Origin of the sequence: Vibrio sp. CB1-14 (assembly GCF_040412085.2) — a bacterium.
Classification (GTDB): Bacteria; Pseudomonadota; Gammaproteobacteria; order Enterobacterales; family Vibrionaceae; genus Vibrio; species Vibrio chaetopteri.
Map to the genome: position 1 here is coordinate 1,941,480 of NZ_CP115920.1, position 18,426 is coordinate 1,959,905.

The 18,426-nt window shown below is 44.5% G+C and carries 16 protein-coding genes; 15 read left to right on the top strand and 1 reads right to left on the bottom strand.

Features of this window, described 5'->3' with window-relative positions; translation table 11 throughout:
* Window position 1: 1 nt before the first annotated feature.
* From PG915_RS08705 to PG915_RS08725, 5 genes are read left to right on the top strand one after another with little or no spacing between them, the layout of a single operon-like run.
* Window positions 2-1,348, top strand: coding sequence for an HlyD family type I secretion periplasmic adaptor subunit (locus PG915_RS08705; protein ID WP_353496168.1), 1,347 nt, complete (start codon window positions 2-4; stop codon window positions 1,346-1,348).
* A 3-nt stretch (window positions 1,349-1,351) separates the two neighbouring features.
* Complete coding sequence (locus PG915_RS08710; RefSeq protein WP_353496169.1) at window positions 1,352-3,586, top strand: response regulator; 2,235 nt, start codon at window positions 1,352-1,354, stop codon at window positions 3,584-3,586.
* On the top strand, window positions 3,561-4,940 hold the full coding sequence (locus PG915_RS08715; protein ID WP_353496170.1) for a TolC family protein: 1,380 nt from the start codon (window positions 3,561-3,563) through the stop codon (window positions 4,938-4,940). The genes PG915_RS08710 and PG915_RS08715 overlap by 26 nt, the downstream gene beginning before the upstream one ends.
* Window positions 4,941-4,989: 49 nt before the next feature.
* Window positions 4,990-6,624 carry an ATP-binding cassette domain-containing protein gene (locus PG915_RS08720; protein ID WP_353496171.1) on the top strand — a complete coding sequence of 545 codons (1,635 nt, stop codon included), beginning with the start codon at window positions 4,990-4,992 and terminating at the stop codon, window positions 6,622-6,624.
* On the top strand, window positions 6,621-8,765 hold the full coding sequence (locus PG915_RS08725; protein WP_353496172.1) for an ATP-binding cassette domain-containing protein: 2,145 nt from the start codon (window positions 6,621-6,623) through the stop codon (window positions 8,763-8,765). Before PG915_RS08720 ends, PG915_RS08725 begins: the two co-directional genes overlap by 4 nt.
* 21 nt (window positions 8,766-8,786) lie before the next feature.
* Here PG915_RS08725 and PG915_RS08730 read toward each other — a convergent pair whose 3' ends face one another.
* Window positions 8,787-9,143, bottom strand: coding sequence for a hypothetical protein (locus tag PG915_RS08730; protein WP_353496173.1), 357 nt, complete (start codon window positions 9,141-9,143; stop codon window positions 8,787-8,789).
* Between the two features lie 259 nt (window positions 9,144-9,402).
* Between PG915_RS08730 and ccoN the strand changes: the two genes are divergently transcribed.
* From ccoN to uspE, 10 genes are all read left to right on the top strand, one after another.
* Window positions 9,403-10,830, top strand: a complete 1,428-nt coding sequence (gene ccoN, locus PG915_RS08735) for a cytochrome-c oxidase, cbb3-type subunit I (RefSeq protein ID WP_042501564.1) — start codon at window positions 9,403-9,405, stop codon at window positions 10,828-10,830.
* 11 nt (window positions 10,831-10,841) lie between these two features.
* On the top strand, window positions 10,842-11,462 hold the full coding sequence (ccoO, locus tag PG915_RS08740; RefSeq protein ID WP_103879746.1) for a cytochrome-c oxidase, cbb3-type subunit II: 621 nt from the start codon (window positions 10,842-10,844) through the stop codon (window positions 11,460-11,462).
* Between the two features lie 10 nt (window positions 11,463-11,472).
* Entirely contained in the window at window positions 11,473-11,646 is a 174-nt protein-coding gene (locus tag PG915_RS08745) for a cbb3-type cytochrome oxidase subunit 3 (protein ID WP_042501559.1), read from the top strand.
* Entirely contained in the window at window positions 11,646-12,620 is a 975-nt protein-coding gene (gene ccoP, locus PG915_RS08750) for a cytochrome-c oxidase, cbb3-type subunit III (protein WP_353496174.1), read from the top strand. Before PG915_RS08745 ends, ccoP begins: the two co-directional genes overlap by 1 nt.
* A gap of 89 nt (window positions 12,621-12,709) precedes the next feature.
* Window positions 12,710-13,189 (top strand): FixH family protein, encoded by a 480-nt coding sequence (locus tag PG915_RS08755; protein WP_353496175.1) that lies wholly within the window; start codon window positions 12,710-12,712, stop codon window positions 13,187-13,189.
* 3 nt (window positions 13,190-13,192) lie between these two features.
* Entirely contained in the window at window positions 13,193-15,562 is a 2,370-nt protein-coding gene (locus PG915_RS08760) for a heavy metal translocating P-type ATPase (RefSeq protein ID WP_353496176.1), read from the top strand.
* A 1-nt stretch (window position 15,563) separates the two neighbouring features.
* Window positions 15,564-15,770 (top strand): cbb3-type cytochrome oxidase assembly protein CcoS, encoded by a 207-nt coding sequence (ccoS, locus tag PG915_RS08765; protein ID WP_353496177.1) that lies wholly within the window; start codon window positions 15,564-15,566, stop codon window positions 15,768-15,770.
* Window positions 15,760-16,434: a sulfite exporter TauE/SafE family protein gene (locus PG915_RS08770; protein ID WP_353496178.1), complete on the top strand. Its 675-nt coding sequence runs from the start codon at window positions 15,760-15,762 to the stop codon at window positions 16,432-16,434. The genes ccoS and PG915_RS08770 overlap by 11 nt, the downstream gene beginning before the upstream one ends.
* A gap of 91 nt (window positions 16,435-16,525) precedes the next feature.
* Window positions 16,526-17,272 (top strand): FNR family transcription factor, encoded by a 747-nt coding sequence (locus tag PG915_RS08775; protein ID WP_112460197.1) that lies wholly within the window; start codon window positions 16,526-16,528, stop codon window positions 17,270-17,272.
* A gap of 156 nt (window positions 17,273-17,428) precedes the next feature.
* Complete coding sequence (gene uspE, locus PG915_RS08780) at window positions 17,429-18,373, top strand: universal stress protein UspE (RefSeq protein ID WP_353496179.1); 945 nt, start codon at window positions 17,429-17,431, stop codon at window positions 18,371-18,373.
* The last annotated feature ends 53 nt before the right edge of the window (window positions 18,374-18,426 follow it).

The window sequence follows — 18,426 nt, forward strand, 5'->3', positions numbered from 1 at the left end:
TGTGAGTAAAAGTAACATCGAGCATCACATTAGAAATGCCTTGATTCAAAATACGGATAAATCCGAGTCTGATTATGTTGAAGCGGTTGAAATAAAGAGTGCGATGACAACCGTTCACAAAACCCTTCTTTTGACTTTCTTTATCATTCTGATTCTACTTGGCATTGCTTCTCAAGCTCGTATCGATATTGTCGTTTCATCAAGGGGTGAGCTTTTGCTCGAATCAGATATAGAGAAAGTTCAGCATCTTGAAGGAGGAATTCTCGATTCAATGCTCGTGAAACCGGGGGACATTGTTTACGAAGGCCAGCCAATCGCTAGGCTTAGAGCCATCGAAAGAAACTCACAGCTTTCAACAATGAATGCGGAAATCGCTCAACTTGAACTCGATAGGCTTCGCTACTTAAGCTTAATCGCTCAAAAAGAACCTGACTACACGCCCTATTCCGATTTTCCCGATCTCGTGCGGGTGAATCAGGAGACATGGCTTAAAGAGAACGCTAAAAATGTCTCTGCGGAAGCATTGATCAAACATGATATCGAACACAAAGATCGCCTTATAGCGTCAATGAAGAAAAGACGTGTCAGCTCTCTTAACCAGCTTAAGTTAATCCGTAAACAGCTTGAAATTAAGCAAACTCTGTACAACGAAGAAATGGCCTCTTACGTAGACGTACTAAACATGCAGGTTCAAGAGTCCAATATGGTGAGAGAAATCGAAAACCTCGATGAATCTCTCATGAATGAAGATTTTCAGCTGCTAAGGTTAGAAAAACAGCTTAACGATCTGATTGTAAATAGGAACGCGGAGTATCAAGCACAAATAATTCAAGCAAATAAAGATCTCGATATTAAACGAATACAGCAACCTCAGCATACGGATAAAGTCAATCGTCTCGTGGTTTATTCTCCCGTAGATGGTGTTGTTGATAAAGTGCATTTCAATTTTCGCTCTGCGGTGGTACCTCCGGGCGAAAGTATTGCCGATATTGCACCGTTAAATAATACCTTACACGGTGAAGCTAAGATCCCTCGTAAAGAGATGGGGTTTGTTGAAGTTGGACAGGAAGTAAAACTGAAGTTCGATACCTACAATTTTGCCAAGTACGGTTTTATGCCAGGCAAGATTTCCTCTATTAGTCGCTCTTCTTATGAGGAAGAAGAAACGGAGTACTATTTAGCAAAAATTACGATAGAGCATGATTTTCTTGAACGTTCTGGGACTAAGTACAGTCTCTCACCATTTATGGAGTTTACGGCAGATATAAAAACCGGCGATAGGCGAGTCATAGAGTACGCTGCAAAGCCAGTTATGTCGGCAATAGAAGATGCATTTGACGAGCGTTAAACCATGAAGCCGCGGTACAAAGTATACAGCTTCCCAGTGATCAAATTAGGCATAGTAGTTTTACTGTGCCTTTCGGCTATTGGTCTCTGGTTTGCGTATCAGTACTACACAGCCGCTCCCAAAGAAAGCACATTCACTACGCCATTAATTGCTCAAACCGAGAAGCTAAACACAGCACTCGAATCCACTATCCTTACCCTAGATGTGTGCCTTCAAAATACTGAATGTGATGACGTTAGCCAACACGCTCAGTCATTAATGAATGAAATGACCGCCTTCAAAGCGTTGGCCGCATTGGACAAAAAACAAGTCAGTTTAGTCGGTGCTGTGGAATACAGTAACGTGCAGCTCGCGATCAATCGATATTTCGCCCAAGACTCTCCTAAGAGAGACCACTACCACCTGCTTCGGACAACCCTTAGCAACAATTACGTAGAGATCCGTAACCGGTTTGACGATCTGTTCTTTGTTGAACACAAGAAAGTTGTTGAGGATATTCGATCTTCTGTGAACATTATTGTCGTTATTTTTCCGATGCTGGCTATTATTGCCATTGCTGTCGTTCTTGGAGGCTGGAATCGACTAAAGAAAACGGTTCGTGATCGCCGTTCTGTAAATCAGAGTTTTGAGTCTCTCGCTGAGCGCTTGGACGAACTAGACTCATCAAAAATTGAAAAGATCCTTAGCACTACAGAGATTGATCCCATTGAGCGTAGCATTTATTCCAAGTTGAGATTGCTGCATGAAAAGGTAGATAAGCAGCAACAAGATGCAGACTTGAATCAACAGCTCTACGGGCTAATTGGTTATGAAATTCGCGGAATAACCAACACCATCAAAGGCGGAATTCATTATCTTGTCCAAGATGCAGATGAGAACACAGCAGTTCTCGCTCAGGACATAACTTCTGCTGCTAATACCCTTTCTGAACTTGCTGAAAACTACAATCGACTGCTCTCTCAAGGTCGCGACAAAAGCAGCAGCGCGTTTTCTTTCTTGGATGTGGTCTCTGAGCTGACTATCCACATGAAGTCTAAACTCCAGCGTGAAAACCTAACTCTTGAGTGTGCATTCATTGGTAGTGTGCCTGCTATGGTTTTGGGTCACCAAACTAGCCTGTTTTGGATGCTTTTCCTAAAGCTCTCCAATGCTCTACAAGTTCAAACCGATAGAAACGTGCTGTTTAAAGTAGAAACTGGTAGCGGTCTAGATGTCGATCGCTCAAGAGTTACGCTGTCACTTACCTTTCTCACCAACACGAATGTGAAGATGGCAAAGGTTGATTCACTGCACTGGTCTGAGCGTGCAGATTCAATGGGAAGTAATGACGAATGGACAAAATCAATCCTTGGCAATATTGGTCACTTTAATTCTACATGGTTCGAATCTGGTAAGCAGCGACGTTTCCAAGTAGAAGTTGATCTTGAAGCTCAGAGCTACTTCGCACCAAATTCAAGTACGTTAGAAGGTAAGAATCTTATCGTTTGTAGCTCTGGTATGTTATCGCTGGAGATATTAACCAATGTGCTGACAATGAATGGTGCCAAGTTTACCGTCTGCGAAGATCCTAATGAGCTTTTCCGACTTAACTCTTCTGAAAACAAAGTCGATGGCGTCATCATCACCGATGCTATAGAAGGTATCCAAATCGCTCCTTTCAGTAAAACGTTGAGTAAGCGATTAAAACCTACCGGAACTAAGCTGTTTTTAATGTCGAGCACCTCCGAACTGGCTCAAATTACTCATGAGTTCGTCGACAAGGTCTTTTTCAGCCCTATCTTGCCACATGAGTTTATTCCTCACTTACGCGAAGCATTGGAAGCTGAGTCCGTTGAAGAGACCTTAGAAAACAGCTCATTCTTAATTGTTGAAGATGACAAGGTACAGCAGTTCCTACTCAAGCGTATTTTGATGAAACAAGAATATAACGCCGATACCGTGGGTGATGGCTCAGAAGCGGTCGAATGGGTTAAGAAACAGCGCGCTGACATCATCTTTATGGACTGTATTATGCCGGGCATGGGTGGCATACAGGCAACTCGCCTGATACGTGAACACGAAAAAGAAAACGATATTTCCATTCCTTCTACGATCATCGGAGCAACTGCATTGACCAGCGTTGCGGAACATAAAGCATGTATCGAAGCCGGTATGGATTACGTCATTAGCAAGCCTTACAAAAGCGATGAAATTCTCAAGGTGATCAAAAAATATGTGGCCTATCAGAAGATTAGTTAGTTGTGCTTTTATCGTTGTTAGCTTTCCTTCTCAAGCATTAACCTTGCTGGAGGCGGTACAGATCGGTTTGAACAACAATGTGTCGCTTATTGCGAGTCGAAAAGGTGTTGAAGAGAACGCCTACAACATTGATGTCAGCCGTTCAAAATTTCTCCCTACCGTTTCAGCCAATGCGACAAGCACCTGGAGTGGTAACCGTACCGTTCTTAGTCACACCGATGACACGACTAATAGCTACAATGACCACGGTTATAGCGTTTCACTGAGTCAAAGTTTGTTTAATCTTGCGGATATCTACAAGTACGGCACGGCGAAACTGGACTTCAACATTGAAGAGATTAAAAACGAGAATAAAACTCAAGAGATCATTCAAGAGATTGCCGTTCAGTACTTTGAGTATTTAAAAAACGGCGCTCAAACTCGTGCCACTAAAGCAGAGCTAGACTCGTCACTCGCTAGACTCAAACAAATGCAACGTAATGTGGAGCTTGGCAATGTTGCTGCGAGTGAGCTTTATGAAGTGGTGGCGCAAAAAGAAGGGATTGCCAATCGATTGAGAACCCTTGGTAAAGACAAGGATGTAATTCTCAATACACTAGAGTTACTCACACAATATCCTGTCATTCCAACCCAAGATCTAGAGCGTAGCCTCATATTGTCAGAAATTACATTTGAACGCAGTGGTGATTTACTAGAGCAAGCGATGCAGTACAATAACGACATCATTGTCTCTGAGAAAACATTAGATCGAAGCTTCAGAACACTGAAAGAAACGGGTTCTAACTTTGCGCCAAGCCTGTCTGCGAGCGCCAGTTATCGTCATGACGACAGCAACAACTTTGATCCGATTACCACACCCGGTGCGACTGGGATTAGCGACTCTAAGTCTCTTGGGCTTACGCTGACCGTACCAATCACGACTGGTGGCTCTGATTACTATGCTTATAAGAAAAATGAAAAAACGATAGAGCGCAATGAGCTACTGCTTCTTGATACGCGTAACACGGTCAAAAATGACTTAGAAACCTCCATTCTTAACATCAACGATTTCTCTCAATCGATTTTCACCTTCGAAAATATTATTCGTGCTAATTATTCTTCCTACAATGGAATTAAGAGGGCTTACGATCTGGGCACGCGCACCCTCACCGACTTACTTGCCGCAGAGAGCAAGTTGTTTAGTGCCATTCGAGATTATGAAAGCGCAAAATACAATTATGTTATTGAATCGATTCGGCTTGATAAAACGGTGGGGAATTTATCACCGCTGAGCATAGAAAAAATCATGGCTTTAATGGTCAATGAATCGAGCATTCGCGATATGGACGTGATACCCGAGCATCTAAAAAACTAAAATTTAAAAGCATTTTTCTTTTAACAGCGAGTAGCAATAGGACAGGTCGATGAGTAGTGAGCATTTCTCCCAACGAATCACTTTTGCCGATAAGGTGTATCTCACCTTTTCGACCGTCATGTCGACTCTGTTTGCTTTGGTCTTACCCTTTTCTATCTTGATCATCTTTGACCGTGTTTTACCCAACCAAGCCAAAGATACCCTCTCCTTACTATTCGCGATCATTCTTGTTGCTATCTATCTGGACTACTTACTCAAGAAACAAGAAGAAGTGATCACGTCGACACTGATGAAGGACTTTGAAAGCGATTTGACCAACCGTGTGTTTAAGTCTGTGTGTTTGGCTGAAATAAACAGGTTTAATCAACTCGAGCCAGGTCAGTACTTAGAGCGTATTTCTACTATTCCAGAGATTAAAAGCTTCTTCGGTGGGGAAACCGTACGAGCTGCCATCAACGCGGTAGTTAGTGTTATAACCATCATCATTATTGGCCTTATCAATGTTGGTGCGGGTCTAACGTTGGTCGTGGCTTCAATCATTCTCTATGTCGCCGCGCTGCGTATTTCCAATCGAAAGATTGTGACGCTTGAAGAGAAATCTGAAATTGAAGGTCTTACCAACTCCAAAATCATAGAGATTGTTTCAAGTCCTCTAGACAATAAAAGCCGCACTATGGAGTACCGTTTAGAGAGCCTAATGACCGATATGGTCAAAGAGCGAGAGAGTAAAAATATTGAGTACGAAAATTTAGAGTCTCAGTTTAACTTGGTACTTGCGCTGATTCAGCAACTGTCTATAGCTTGCGTTGTGGTACTGCTCGCGATGTCAGTGATTAACCTGGCAGCAAGTCAGGGTGTAATGGCGGCCATTATCATGCTAACCAACCGATACTTTGCTCCTTATCAACAAGTTATGCGTACGATTGGCCGCTGGAAGCTTAATAAACTGCACATAGAGAAAGTGTCTGAGTTATTGGAGTTGGAATACAAACAGCAACGAGATATAGCGCAAGTTGATAGTCAGGATGAGTTACTCCCCGCTCCAGTTGATCAAAATATTGGCAATCTCATAGAGGTGAAACTCTCTACAGGACAGCGAATCGAGTTCACACTAGGTAGACCAACGGTTATTCGAGGGCTCTCTGGCAGTGGCAAGAGTCACATTACTCGCTGTCTCACACGAGATGTTGAATGTGAAAAATCAGAAATCTACATTAATCACAAGCCTCTTCATGATATTCACTATCATACTTGGCGTGAAGCAGTCCATAGAGTAGATGGAAACAGTACCTTTGTTGAAGGAACCATCATCGATAACCTGACGTGTTTCAGGCCGATCTTAAACAGTGCTGCGTTTACCATTTGTAAGAACCTTGGCATCAAACATGAAATCGATGCGCTTACCGATGGTTTCTACACTCAACTTACCGGAAACAAAAACGCACCTGTTTCGAGGCAGGTTCAGTACGCTCTCTTAATAGTGCGGGCGATGCTAAGCCAAAAAAAATTACTTGTGCTGGATGATATCGACGCAGTTTTTGACACCGCTTTTGGCGAACGAGTGGTTTCAACACTAATACCCAAAGCAAACCAACAGTTCCTAATTATTGTAAGTAACAAACTCGACAGCAGAAAGTATGGCCTCAAGTCGATTCGATTAACCGGTGAAGAGGTAGCAGCATGAGTATTCTTGTCGACTTCAACAACATCGGGCAACGACTCTCCGATTTTGAGTCAGACCAGTTTCAGGAGCGCTACCAAGGCTCCCCTTTACTTAGGGGGCTGGCCTATACGCTTATCGCTATGGAATGGGAAGGTACGCCCGAACTCTTATCTGATGCGTTTATGCCTGGGGAGTCAGATTCAGACGGTTTTGAGGCGACGTTAACACGACTCGGCTATCAATGCCGCACCACTAAATATGAAAAAGCCGAGCTTGCCCAAACGCAGGGGTTACATTTACCCTGCTTTATCGAGCTAGATAAGCTTGAAGCGATACTTCTTTCTGTGCGCGATGGCGTTGCTACGCTGTTTGATTACAAGAACAATAATAGCGTTACGGTGACATTGGTTGATGCAACATACTCAATTACCGTTATCTCTGAGTATTCTAAGCTGTTCCGAGAGCCGCCACCTGAGTCACAAGATAAGTCCAACTGGATCAAGTATGCGTTCTATCGCTATAACGATGAGTTTAAAAGTCTGATCTTCCTTTCTCTGGTTATCAATATTTTCGGTGCTTTGCAGCCATTCTTTATCATGAGCGTGTATAACTTCGCGCTCGCTTCTAGTTCTGTTTCTACATTGTATTGGCTGACCCTGTTTGCTGTCTTCCTAGGTTTTGCTGAATATGCCGTAAAAAAAGTTAGGATGAACATTCTCGCCACCTCAGGACAAGATTTGGCGGTTCACATCTCCCGCAATGTGATCGCAAAATTATTATGGCTTCCCTACTCTATGACCTCTTCTGCCGGTGTTTCGTCTCAGTTGGCGCGCTTAAAAGATATCGATCAGTTCAGAAAGCTCGTCACCGCTGAAGCGACACTGAGTTACTTCGATATGCCGTTTATCGTAATTTTCATTTTAGCGGTGACCATTCTCTCTGGATACGCTGCACTTACGGTCTTAGCGGGCATATTCCTAATGATCGTGTTCTGTATCTATTCGCGTTATATCTATTCTCAAGCGACGGCCAACAGCTCTAGAGCAAACGCGATGGTCTCTTATCAATGGAACGAACTACTTCGCGGTATTAATACAATACAGGGACTTCCTCTTCTTCGTGTTATTCAGTCTCGATTCAATGCATCCCACGAACAGAGTTCAAATGACGCTGCGCACGTTGCAATGACTAACAGTAAAATTCAAGCGATTGGTGGCGGCCTAATTCAGGCGATTGGTACGGCCTCGATTGTTACCGCCGTTATTACTGTGATGGATGGCAACTCTGATGCCGGCGCTATGTTAGCGACGGTCATTTTGGTTTGGAAAGCACTCGGTCCGATCATGGGCATATATAACTCCATTACCAAGTTTCAAACCATCAAATCTTCAGCAGCTCAGATCAATGCACTCATGTCGCTTAACGACGACAAAACGTCGCTTGAGAAAAGTCCGCCTATTCGTAAGTTCGTCGGTGAAGTGGTGGGTAGCGGCATCACACATCGATATCAAGGTGCGCAAACTGGGTTAACTAACTTAGGGTTTAAGCTCATGCCCGGGAGTAAAACCGCCATTTCTGGTCCTGCGGGTAGCGGTAAAACAACGCTGCTGATGATCATTGCTGGCCTAGAAGAGCGTTATCAAGGTGCGGTTTATATCGATGGTTACAATATCAAACAGTTCAACAACTATCGCTACAGAAAGGCGATTAATTTCATTCCGTTTGATATGCACCTTTTTGAGGGGTCTATTCGATCGAACTATGTTCTGCACAACGGAGTGATCTCGGAATCGCAAATGAACTACACCTTTAACCTTCTCGCGCTTTCTAAATGGTTTTGTGATGGGCTGGATACTCACTTAAATACCGATGTACTTAAGAATCTCCCCAGTGGCGTCATTCAAAAGCTGAAAATAGCGATCGGTCTTGGCGACATGTCGCAGAACCTGTTCATTATTGATGAGCCTTTTGTCGGATGTGAGGCAGAGCACGCTGGGTATTTAAATCAACTCTTCACCGGAGCGTTAAAAGATAAGACCGTGGTGTACACAACGATGGATCCTGCGCTCATCACCAGCTCCACTCATTGCTTATTGTTAGAGCCTGATGGCAACCAGAAGTACTTTGGTCTGCCGGATAAAGTAATGAACGCTATGGGGTGATGCTGTAAGCACTTTTCGAAACTAGCGAATAACGACTTGTCTTGATTCACCAGATGACGAAGTTACTGTGATAGTAACCGGCGCCTCAACACCTTCAAGTGTTGATTGTTTGACCGATTTCATTAACACATCATCCATATTTAGAACTTTAAATGTTAAAAGTTCTGATTTTGTGACGTTCAGCACCTTTGTCGAAGAATGATACAAAAATGTGATGTTTTCCTCTCCCACTTTCAGCTCGCACTGTTCGTTAACTGAACAATCTACCGTATTGGTCACATCGTGCGTCATCGTACGGTAACTAAATGCGGCAATGAGCACCAACATCATGATGATTATTTGTACAAACCTTGCTTTTGTTAGCTTCTGTGCTGCCATTGTGACGAGTTCTCCGTGTAACAAACTTCAAAGTTTTGAAATAAATGGTCATAAACCAGACCAAGTGTAAGGTTACTACCCTGTTCTTGATTTGTTAATTGAAGTATTATTGTCGCTTGAAAATGCTACTTTTTGTTAAATCCGGCAAGAGAAGTAACGTTCTGATTCAACGTTAGTTCTTTTGATGGGTTGGGTAGCATTACGACATGTGTCGTGTTGGAAGTAAAGTGTAGTTAATTAGAAAATTGGAAGCATGTTAATGAGCCAAGAAAAGCAGCTTGAACAAGTCTACAACTATACCGTAGTACGCCAGTTCACATTAGTGACGATTCTCTGGGGTATTGTTGGTATGGCAGTAGGTGTTTTGATTGCCGCTCAATTAGTTTGGCCACAGCTCAACTTTGATACGCCGTGGTTGACGTACAGTCGTTTACGTCCTTTGCATACTAATGCGGTAATCTTTGCGTTTGGTACCAGTGCTCTGTTTGCAACGTCTTATTATGTTGTGCAGCGTACCTGTCAAACGAGATTATTTGGAGGCCCTCTTGTCGCATTCACCTTTTGGGGATGGCAAGCAATTATTTTAGCCGCTGCAATTACTCTGCCGTTAGGTTTTACCTCAGGTAAAGAGTATGCAGAATTAGAATGGCCAATCGATATCGCTATTGCAGTGGTATGGGTGTCTTACGCTATTGTGTTCTTCGGAACGCTCATCAAGCGTAAAACGTCACATATCTATGTAGCGAACTGGTTCTTTGGTGCGTTCATCATCACCGTTGCAGTACTTCACATTGTGAACAGTATGGCAATTCCTGTATCGATGGGTAAATCTTACTCCGTCTATTCAGGGGCCGTCGATGCGATGGTTCAATGGTGGTACGGCCACAACGCGGTAGGTTTCCTTCTTACAGCCGGTTTCTTGGGTATGATGTACTACTTCGTACCAAAGCAAGCTGAACGTCCTGTTTACTCTTACCGTCTATCGATCGTTCACTTCTGGGCGCTTGTCTCTCTGTATATTTGGGCTGGTCCTCACCACCTACACTATACAGCTCTACCAGACTGGACTCAGTCTCTAGGTATGGTGATGTCTTTGGTTCTATTTGCTCCGTCTTGGGGTGGTATGATCAACGGTATCATGACGCTGTCAGGTGCTTGGCACAAGCTGCGTTACGACCCAATTCTTCGTTTCTTGATCGTTTCCCTATCGTTCTACGGTATGTCAACGTTTGAAGGTCCGATGATGTCTATTAAGACGGTTAACGCTCTGTCTCACTACACCGACTGGACAATCGGTCACGTGCACTCAGGTGCTTTAGGTTGGGTTGCGATGGTTTCCATCGGTTCTGTTTACCACCTAGTACCTCGCCTATTCGGTCAAGAGCGTATGTACTCTGTCGGCCTTATTAACACCCACTTCTGGCTAGCAACTATCGGTACAGTTCTGTACATCGTTGCGATGTGGATCTCTGGTGTTATGCAAGGTCTGATGTGGCGTGCAGTTAACTCGGACGGTACGCTAACCTACAGCTTCGTTGAATCTGTACAAGCGTCGTACCCGTTCTACTTCGTTCGTTTTGTTGGCGGCTTCATCTTCTTAGCGGGTATGTTCTTAATGGCATACAACACGTACAAGACAGTAACAGCAGCTAAAGGTAGCTTGAAAGCTGCCCCTCAACCGGCTTAAGGAGATTAAAGATGAGCTCAAACTCTAACAATCGCCATGAAGTCGTTGAACGTAACGTTGGCTTACTGGCTATTTTAATCGTATTCGCAATCAGTTTAGGCGCGCTTGTTGAAATCACTCCGTTGATTTTCCAAAAGCAAACTACTGAACCTGTGAAAAATCTTCGTGCGTACAGTGCACTGGAAATGGAAGGTCGCGATATCTACATTCGTGAAGGTTGTAACGTTTGTCACAGCCAAATGATCCGTCCTTTCCGTTCAGAAACTGAGCGTTACGGTCACTACTCTGTCGCTGGTGAAAGCGTTTGGGAACACCCATTCCTATGGGGTTCTAAGCGTACTGGCCCAGATCTCGCCCGTGTTGGTGGACGTTACTCTGATGAGTGGCACCGAGTTCACCTAATCGATCCTCGCGAATTGGTTCCAGAATCAAACATGCCAGGTTTCCCTTGGCTAGAGGAAAACGTACTGGATGGCAAATTGACACAGAAGAAACTAGAAATCTTCCGTAACCAGTTTGGCGTTCCATACACGGATGAGCAAATCGCAAACGCGGCTAAAGACGTAGAAGGTAAAACAGAGATGGATGCCATCATTGCTTATCTTCAATCTTTAGGCCATGCGATGAAATAAGGAGGGGCTTATGGATATCGGTACTATTCACAGTATTTGGACCATAGTGTTGTTCGCAAGCTTCATTGGTGTTGTGTGGTGGGCCTTTGGCAAAAGCCGCAAAGCACGCTTTGAAGAAGATGCAAACTTAGTGTTCGCTGACGAACAAAAAGCCACCTCCGAAGAAAAAGGAGTGACTAAGTAATGACTACATTCTGGAGTCTATGGATTATTGTCATCACAGTCGGTACGCTGGTTGGTTGTGCAGCGATCCTATATTGGTGTGTTCGCGACAAAATGGGTGTCGAAGAAGGCGAAGATATGGGTCACGAATACGATGGTATTCGTGAGTTGAACAACCCACTGCCTAAGTGGTGGACTTATTTGTTTGTCGGTACGTTCATCTTTGCCGCTATTTACCTTGCTATGTACCCAGGCTTGGGTAACTACAAGGGTCTTCTTGGCTGGCAAAGTTCGGATCAAACCGTACGCTCACTTGAAGAGTCAAAAGCCTCTATTGCCGCTGCTCAAGAAAACAAAACTCTTGTTCAGTACGCAAAAGAGCTTGATGACGCAGATGCCTACTTCGGTGAAGCATTTAACCGCCTAGCAAAAACATCGGATGGTGCGCTACGCCCTATCCCTGAAATTGCTACCGACAGTGAAGCAATTAAAGTAGGTCAACGTTTGTTCCTACAAAACTGTTCACAATGTCACGGTTCGGATGCTCGCGGTCAAACTGGCTTCCCTAACCTAACGGACAATGCATGGCTATACGGCGGTGAGCCTGAGGCAATCGTGACAACGCTGCTGCACGGCCGCGTTGGTCAGATGCCGGGTTGGAAAGATGCCCTTGGTGAAGATGGCGTACGTGAAGTCGTTAGCTACACGTTAAGCCTTTCAGGTCGTAAAGTGAACGCCCGTGAAGCAGAAGCGGGTAAAGCTCGTTTCGTCGTGTGTGCAGCGTGTCATGGTACAGATGGTAAGGGCAACCCTGCTGTCGGAGCGCCAGATCTTACCGACCAAGTATGGTTATTTGGCGATTCTCGCGCGGCTGTAACAGAAACCGTTATGAATGGTCGCTCGGGTGTAATGCCAGCATGGAAAGACATCCTAGGTGAAGAAAAAGTACAGCTAGTATCAGCGTACGTTTGGAGCCTAAGTAATTCCGACAAATAAGTAACATTTCAATAACAGCCCCTTGTAAGGGGCTGTCTTTTCTAGATAAATTATAATTTCTTTCTTAGTCAGCTGTTGAGAACTTTTTTATGGTAAAGCCTTGGTATAAACAATTCTGGCCGTGGTTTCTAATCGCGTTGCCTCTGTCTGTTGTGATCGGAACTGGTTATCGAATCTCGCTGTTAATGGACAACCAAGTCAGCTTAGTTGCCGAGGATTACTATAAAAAAGGAAAAGGGATTAATGTTGATTTAACCAAGATAAACGTTGCTAGAGAGCTTGAACTCAATGCAGCGGTATCGTCAGCAGGCGATACTATTTTGATTAAGTTCCAAAAAGGTCAATTGCCTCACTTCCCTGCTCTTACTGCTACGTTTACCCATCGCACACTGCCGGACCGTGATTTTGAAAAGCTTGTCACTGCAGATGCTAAAGGCACCTACCGACTAACACTTGATCACGATGTTCAAGGTCCTTGGTTTGTAGAGCTACAACCACATGACCAAGCTTGGATGGTTCAAGGCCGAGTAACATTCCCAACTGAAACTGATGTAGTGTTGTTAGATTAAATTATGAGTAAGACGTGTTATCACTGCGGTGAAGATGTACCAGCCAACACGAACTTCAACGTAGAAATTTTAGGTGCAGACCGGGAGATGTGTTGTCCCGGCTGCGAAAGTGTGGCTCAAACGATTGTCGATAGTGGCTTAGTCTCCTACTACCAATATCGCACTACCACAGCAGAGAAGGCTGATTTAGTGCCCGAGCAGCTAAGAGCACTCATTCATTACGACAATGAAGATGTGCAAGCTGAGTTTGTAAGGAATCACGAAGACACCAAGGAAGTGACATTGTCACTTGAGGGGGTTGCCTGTGCAGCCTGTGCTTGGTTAATAGAAAAGCGCATGTCCGTCGAGCCTGGTGTTGTTTCTATTCGGGTTAACACCACGACAAACCGTGCTCTCCTTAAATGGGACAAAACTGCCACCCAACTCAGTCAGTTACTCTCCTCTATCCATACCCTCGGCTACAAAGCTGCACCGTTTGAGGCAGACAAGCAAGAAGCGGCTTATCATGCCACAATGAAGCAATACCTATATCGATTGGGTATTGCTGGCCTTGCGACCATGCAAGTGATGATGCTGGCAGTAGCCCTGTATCTAGAAGTATTTGGTAACCTTGAACCTGAGTTCAAAAGTTATTTCCGTTGGGTTAGCTTGATTTTCGCAACGCCTGTTCTCCTCTACTCTGCTCTTCCGTTCTATATCAATGCTTGGCGAAGTATCAAAGGGCGAACCCTTGGCATGGATGTCCCTGTCTCTATTGCTCTGATATTCGCTTATGTAGCGAGTTTAGTCGCGACCGTCACAGAACAAGGGGAAGTGTTCTTCGAGTCTATCTCGATGTTTACGTTCTTCTTACTGATTGGCCGTTATTTAGAGATGCGAGCGCGAAGAAAAGCCGCCGCGGCAAGTGGGAACCTTCTAAAGCTCATTCCTGCCATTGCCAATAAACTCAATGGTGAACAAGTCCCGGTTAAGTCGCTTCAAATTGGCGATCAAATAAAAGTATTACCTGGGGAGCACATTCCAGCGGATGGTGTCGTACTTAATGGCCGTATTCACATCGATGAATCAATGCTAACGGGTGAATCACTACCGGTTGTAAAAGGCAAAGACGACTTTGTCTATGCCGGTACGCTAAATGGTGATGAAGCCTTTGATCTTGAAGTGCGCTCCACCAAAGCCGACTCAATGATTTCTAGCATTGTTCGATTGCAAGATGAAGCCCAATTGAGCAAGCCTAAAATTGCCGAAATCGCTGACATCGTGGCACGTTACTTTGTTGCTATCATACTCGTAATTGCTGCAGGCACATGGTTGTTCTGGCATCAAACGGAACCTGATGATGCGTTTTGGATCATGCTGTCTGTGCTCGTAGCAACCTGCCCTTGTGCTCTATCATTAGCTACGCCGACCGCAATCACTTGTTCAAGTTCGCGTATGGGGACGTTAGGTATTCTATCTCGACGCGGACACGTATTTGAAACCTTGTGCAAAGTTAACCATCTCGTTGTCGACAAGACGGGTACTCTCACTCATGGGGACATTGAAATTGCTCGTACGCACGCTTTTGGTGATCAATCTGAAGTAGAGTTCCTGAGCATTGCTGCATCCCTAGAAAGTCACGCCAACCACCCTATTGCTCGTGCATTCAAACCATACCTGAACCATTCAGTTTTGGTGACAGATGTAGAAAACGTTATCGGCTCAGGTTTGCAAGGTATCATTGATGGTAAGCTGGTTAAAATTGGTAACGCGCACTATGTATTAGGACGTGACGATGCTGCTCTAAACAGCGTTTATATGTCTATAGATGGTCAACATGTAGCAACATTCGAGTATCGTGACCCAATTCGTAAAGAAGCGGTCGAATTTATCAACAAGATGCGTGAAGCCGGTGTGAAAACAACACTACTTACTGGTGATACACTCTCCAACGCCGAGCCCGTCGCGAAAGAAGTCGGTATTGATGACGTCATTGCCAGTGCTTCACCTAGCGATAAACTGAATTACCTCAAATCTCTCGATTCTGATGACATAACTATGATGATTGGTGATGGCATTAATGATGCTCCGACTCTAGCCGGCGCTCATCTATCTATAGCTATGGGTGGTGGTACCGATGTTGCCAAGGCTTCTGCTGATCTTGTTTTATTGGGTGACAGGTTGGATAAAATACTCACTGCTCGCGAACTCGCGTTAAGAACTCGCAAGATCATCAGAGAGAACTTAGCTTGGTCTTTAGGGTATAATGTTTTGATTCTACCATTAGCAGTCGCAGGACTCGTCGCGCCTTACATTGCGGTTGTGGGCATGTCAGCAAGCTCCATTATTGTCGTTTCAAACTCGCTACGCTTGCTTAAAGAAGAAGGTAAGTAACATGGAAAGCATCTATATCCTCATTCCCATCGCCATTGTTTTGGTGTGTGTGGCTGTTGCCATCTTCTTATGGGCGGTGAAAAGCGAACAATTTGAAGACCTAGAACGTCAAGGCCACAATATTTTGTTTGACGAAGACACCGACCAACAAGCTAAAGCAAAACAAGCGAGTCACAAGCCGAAACAGGAAGACTCGCGTGAATCTTGACCTAGTTGGTGCTTTTACCATCGGCCTTTTAGGAGCAGGCCACTGCATGGGAATGTGCGGTGGTATTGCATCCCTTCTTTCCATTGGACAATCGAATAAAACCCCCACCGCACTTATAATCAATTACAACCTTGGCCGTTTGCTAAGTTACACGTTGATCGGTAGTGTTGTGGGCGGAACGATTGCAGGGATTGCATCGCTTTCCCAGTTCAATCAATCGCTTGCGTTTGTTCGTATCATCGCCGCTTTGTTTATGGTGTTGCTCGCTTTCTATGTTGGGCGATGGTGGAATGGACTACTAAAGGTTGAAGCTCTGGGTCAGTCGTTATGGAAGCGTATCTCGCCTCTCGCCAATGAACTACTGCCACTAAAACACAGTTCTCATGCCATACCGTTTGGTTTTTTATGGGGCTGGTTACCATGCGGCCTTGTCTACTCGGTATTAACCTGGGCAGCCGTATCTGGAAGTGCATTGGGCGGTGGCGCCACCATGTTAGCTTTTGGTCTTGGTACCTTGCCCGCTATGTTGTTGGTAGGCACGAGCGCTACAAAATTAAAATCCCTGCAAAATTCACTTATTTTCCGCAACATCGCCGCAGTTTCGATACTCTTTTATGGACTATATACAGGTTACGAGTCGGTGATGATTTTTAGCGCAAACTAATAGATGATTGTTTTATCATTGATTTTTTAGCTACCCTTTGGGGGTAATGAATGATAAAATCTTGATGTACATCAAATAGTGAAAGGTTGTTATGATTTCTGAAAAGCCTGTAGCAAAACGTGTTCAGTCTGGCGGCTGTGCGATTCATTGCCAAGATTGCAGCATTAGTCAGCTCTGCATCCCCTTTACTCTCAACGAATCTGAGCTTGATCAACTAGACCAAATCATTGAGCGTAAAAAGCCGATCCAAAAAGGCCAAGAGCTATTCAAAGCAGGTGACGAATTGAAGTCACTTTATGCTATCCGCTCAGGGACAATTAAAAGTTACACCATTACCGAACAAGGCGACGAGCAGATCACTGCTTTCCACCTAGCTGGCGACCTAGTGGGTTTTGATGCCATCACCGGTGATGAACACCCAAGCTTTGCGCAAGCTCTTGAAACTTCGATGGTGTGCGAAATTCCTTACGAAATTCTAGATGACCTTTCAGGCAAAATGCCGAAACTTCGCCAGCAAATCATGCGTTTGATGTCGAATGAAATCAAAGGCGATCAAGAAATGATTTTGCTGCTTTCTAAGAAGAATGCTGAAGAGCGTCTTGCTGCTTTCCTATACAACCTATCAACTCGCTTCTCACAACGTGGATTTAGCCCAAGGGAGTTCCGCTTGACTATGACTCGCGGTGACATCGGTAACTATTTGGGTCTAACGGTTGAGACCATCAGCCGCCTACTTGGCCGCTTCCAAAAAGCAGAAGTACTGAGTGTTAAAGGCAAATACATCACTATCATCGACCATGATGCACTGATGGAAATGGCCGGCGTTTCTAAAGAATAAGCTCGTCAGCTCACTAATTGTCGCAACCTTTCCTAAGTGGCTCTACAATGAGCCACTTCAAATTTTCTTCCCTTTAAAATTCAATTTTTCTAAAAAAATTCATAGATTTGCGCTAAAGTGTTTATAGGTAATAGCCCAATTAGGTAGGGAGTATCTATGAGCATCTACAGTAAAATCCTCGTCGTAGCGAATCTTAATAGCGATGAGCAGCCTGCCCTTGCTCGTGCGGTTCAGCTTGCTAAGAAGAGCAAATCCAGGAGCCACATTCGTTTCTTCTTATCTATCTACGATTTCTCTTACGACATGACTTCTATGTTGTCACATGAAGAACGTGACGCAATGAGGCGTGGTGTAATACACCAACGTGAAGAATGGATGAGAAGTGTCGCTAAACCTCACCTCGATGACAGCTTCGATTTCGACGTTACGGTTGTTTGGCATAACAGACCCTATGTAGCGATCGTGGAGGAAGTTTTTGAGGGACAGCAAGATATTGTCATCAAAGCCACTCGCAAACACGACATTCTCGAGTCGGTGATTTTCACACCAACAGATTGGCACTTACTTCGTAAATGCCCAGTACCTGTTTTGTTAGTTAAGAATGCCGATTGGTCAGAGAAAGCCAATATTATTGCATCGGTTCACGTTGGCTCAGAAAACCCAACCCACATCGATTTGAATGATTGTATGGTGAAGCAACTTGATAGCTTAACCGAACGTCTCGACGCAACGGGCTATCTCGTTAACGCCTACCCGGTTACACCTGCAAACATCACTATTGAGCTTCCAGAGTTCGATCCAGCAACCTACACCGACGCTGTTCGCGGTCACCATTTGACGGCTATGAAAGCGCTGCGTCAAAAACATGGTTATGCCGAAGACCAAACGATCGTTGAGCAAGGATTGCCAGAAGACATCATTCCGGATGTAGCTCGTCAGCTGGATGCTGGCATGGTGATTCTTGGTACTACTGGTCGCACTGGTTTGTCCGCGGTATTTATTGGTAATACAGCAGAGCATGTGATTGATAAGATCAATTGTGATGTCATGGCGCTTAAACCGGATGGCTATATTAGCCCTCTAGATCCAGGCCAATCTTAATTATCTCATCACATGTCCAGTATTTCGTCACCCCTGCGCAGGCAGGGGTCTAC

What these genes read in the sequence shown, in the direction of transcription:
- PG915_RS08710 (WP_353496169.1), top strand. Translation starts at nt 1,352, where the DNA reads ATGAAGCCGCGGTACAAAGTATACAGCTTCCCAGTGATCAAATTAGGC.
- PG915_RS08715 (WP_353496170.1), top strand. Translation starts at nt 3,561, where the DNA reads ATGTGGCCTATCAGAAGATTAGTTAGTTGTGCTTTTATCGTTGTTAGC.
- PG915_RS08720 (WP_353496171.1), top strand. Translation starts at nt 4,990, where the DNA reads ATGAGTAGTGAGCATTTCTCCCAACGAATCACTTTTGCCGATAAGGTG.
- PG915_RS08725 (WP_353496172.1), top strand. Translation starts at nt 6,621, where the DNA reads ATGAGTATTCTTGTCGACTTCAACAACATCGGGCAACGACTCTCCGAT.
- PG915_RS08730 (WP_353496173.1), bottom strand. Translation starts at nt 9,143, where the DNA reads ATGGCAGCACAGAAGCTAACAAAAGCAAGGTTTGTACAAATAATCATC.
- ccoN (WP_042501564.1), top strand. Translation starts at nt 9,403, where the DNA reads ATGAGCCAAGAAAAGCAGCTTGAACAAGTCTACAACTATACCGTAGTA.
- ccoO (WP_103879746.1), top strand. Translation starts at nt 10,842, where the DNA reads ATGAGCTCAAACTCTAACAATCGCCATGAAGTCGTTGAACGTAACGTT.
- PG915_RS08745 (WP_042501559.1), top strand. Translation starts at nt 11,473, where the DNA reads ATGGATATCGGTACTATTCACAGTATTTGGACCATAGTGTTGTTCGCA.
- ccoP (WP_353496174.1), top strand. Translation starts at nt 11,646, where the DNA reads ATGACTACATTCTGGAGTCTATGGATTATTGTCATCACAGTCGGTACG.
- PG915_RS08755 (WP_353496175.1), top strand. Translation starts at nt 12,710, where the DNA reads ATGGTAAAGCCTTGGTATAAACAATTCTGGCCGTGGTTTCTAATCGCG.
- PG915_RS08760 (WP_353496176.1), top strand. Translation starts at nt 13,193, where the DNA reads ATGAGTAAGACGTGTTATCACTGCGGTGAAGATGTACCAGCCAACACG.
- ccoS (WP_353496177.1), top strand. Translation starts at nt 15,564, where the DNA reads ATGGAAAGCATCTATATCCTCATTCCCATCGCCATTGTTTTGGTGTGT.
- PG915_RS08775 (WP_112460197.1), top strand. Translation starts at nt 16,526, where the DNA reads ATGATTTCTGAAAAGCCTGTAGCAAAACGTGTTCAGTCTGGCGGCTGT.
- uspE (WP_353496179.1), top strand. Translation starts at nt 17,429, where the DNA reads ATGAGCATCTACAGTAAAATCCTCGTCGTAGCGAATCTTAATAGCGAT.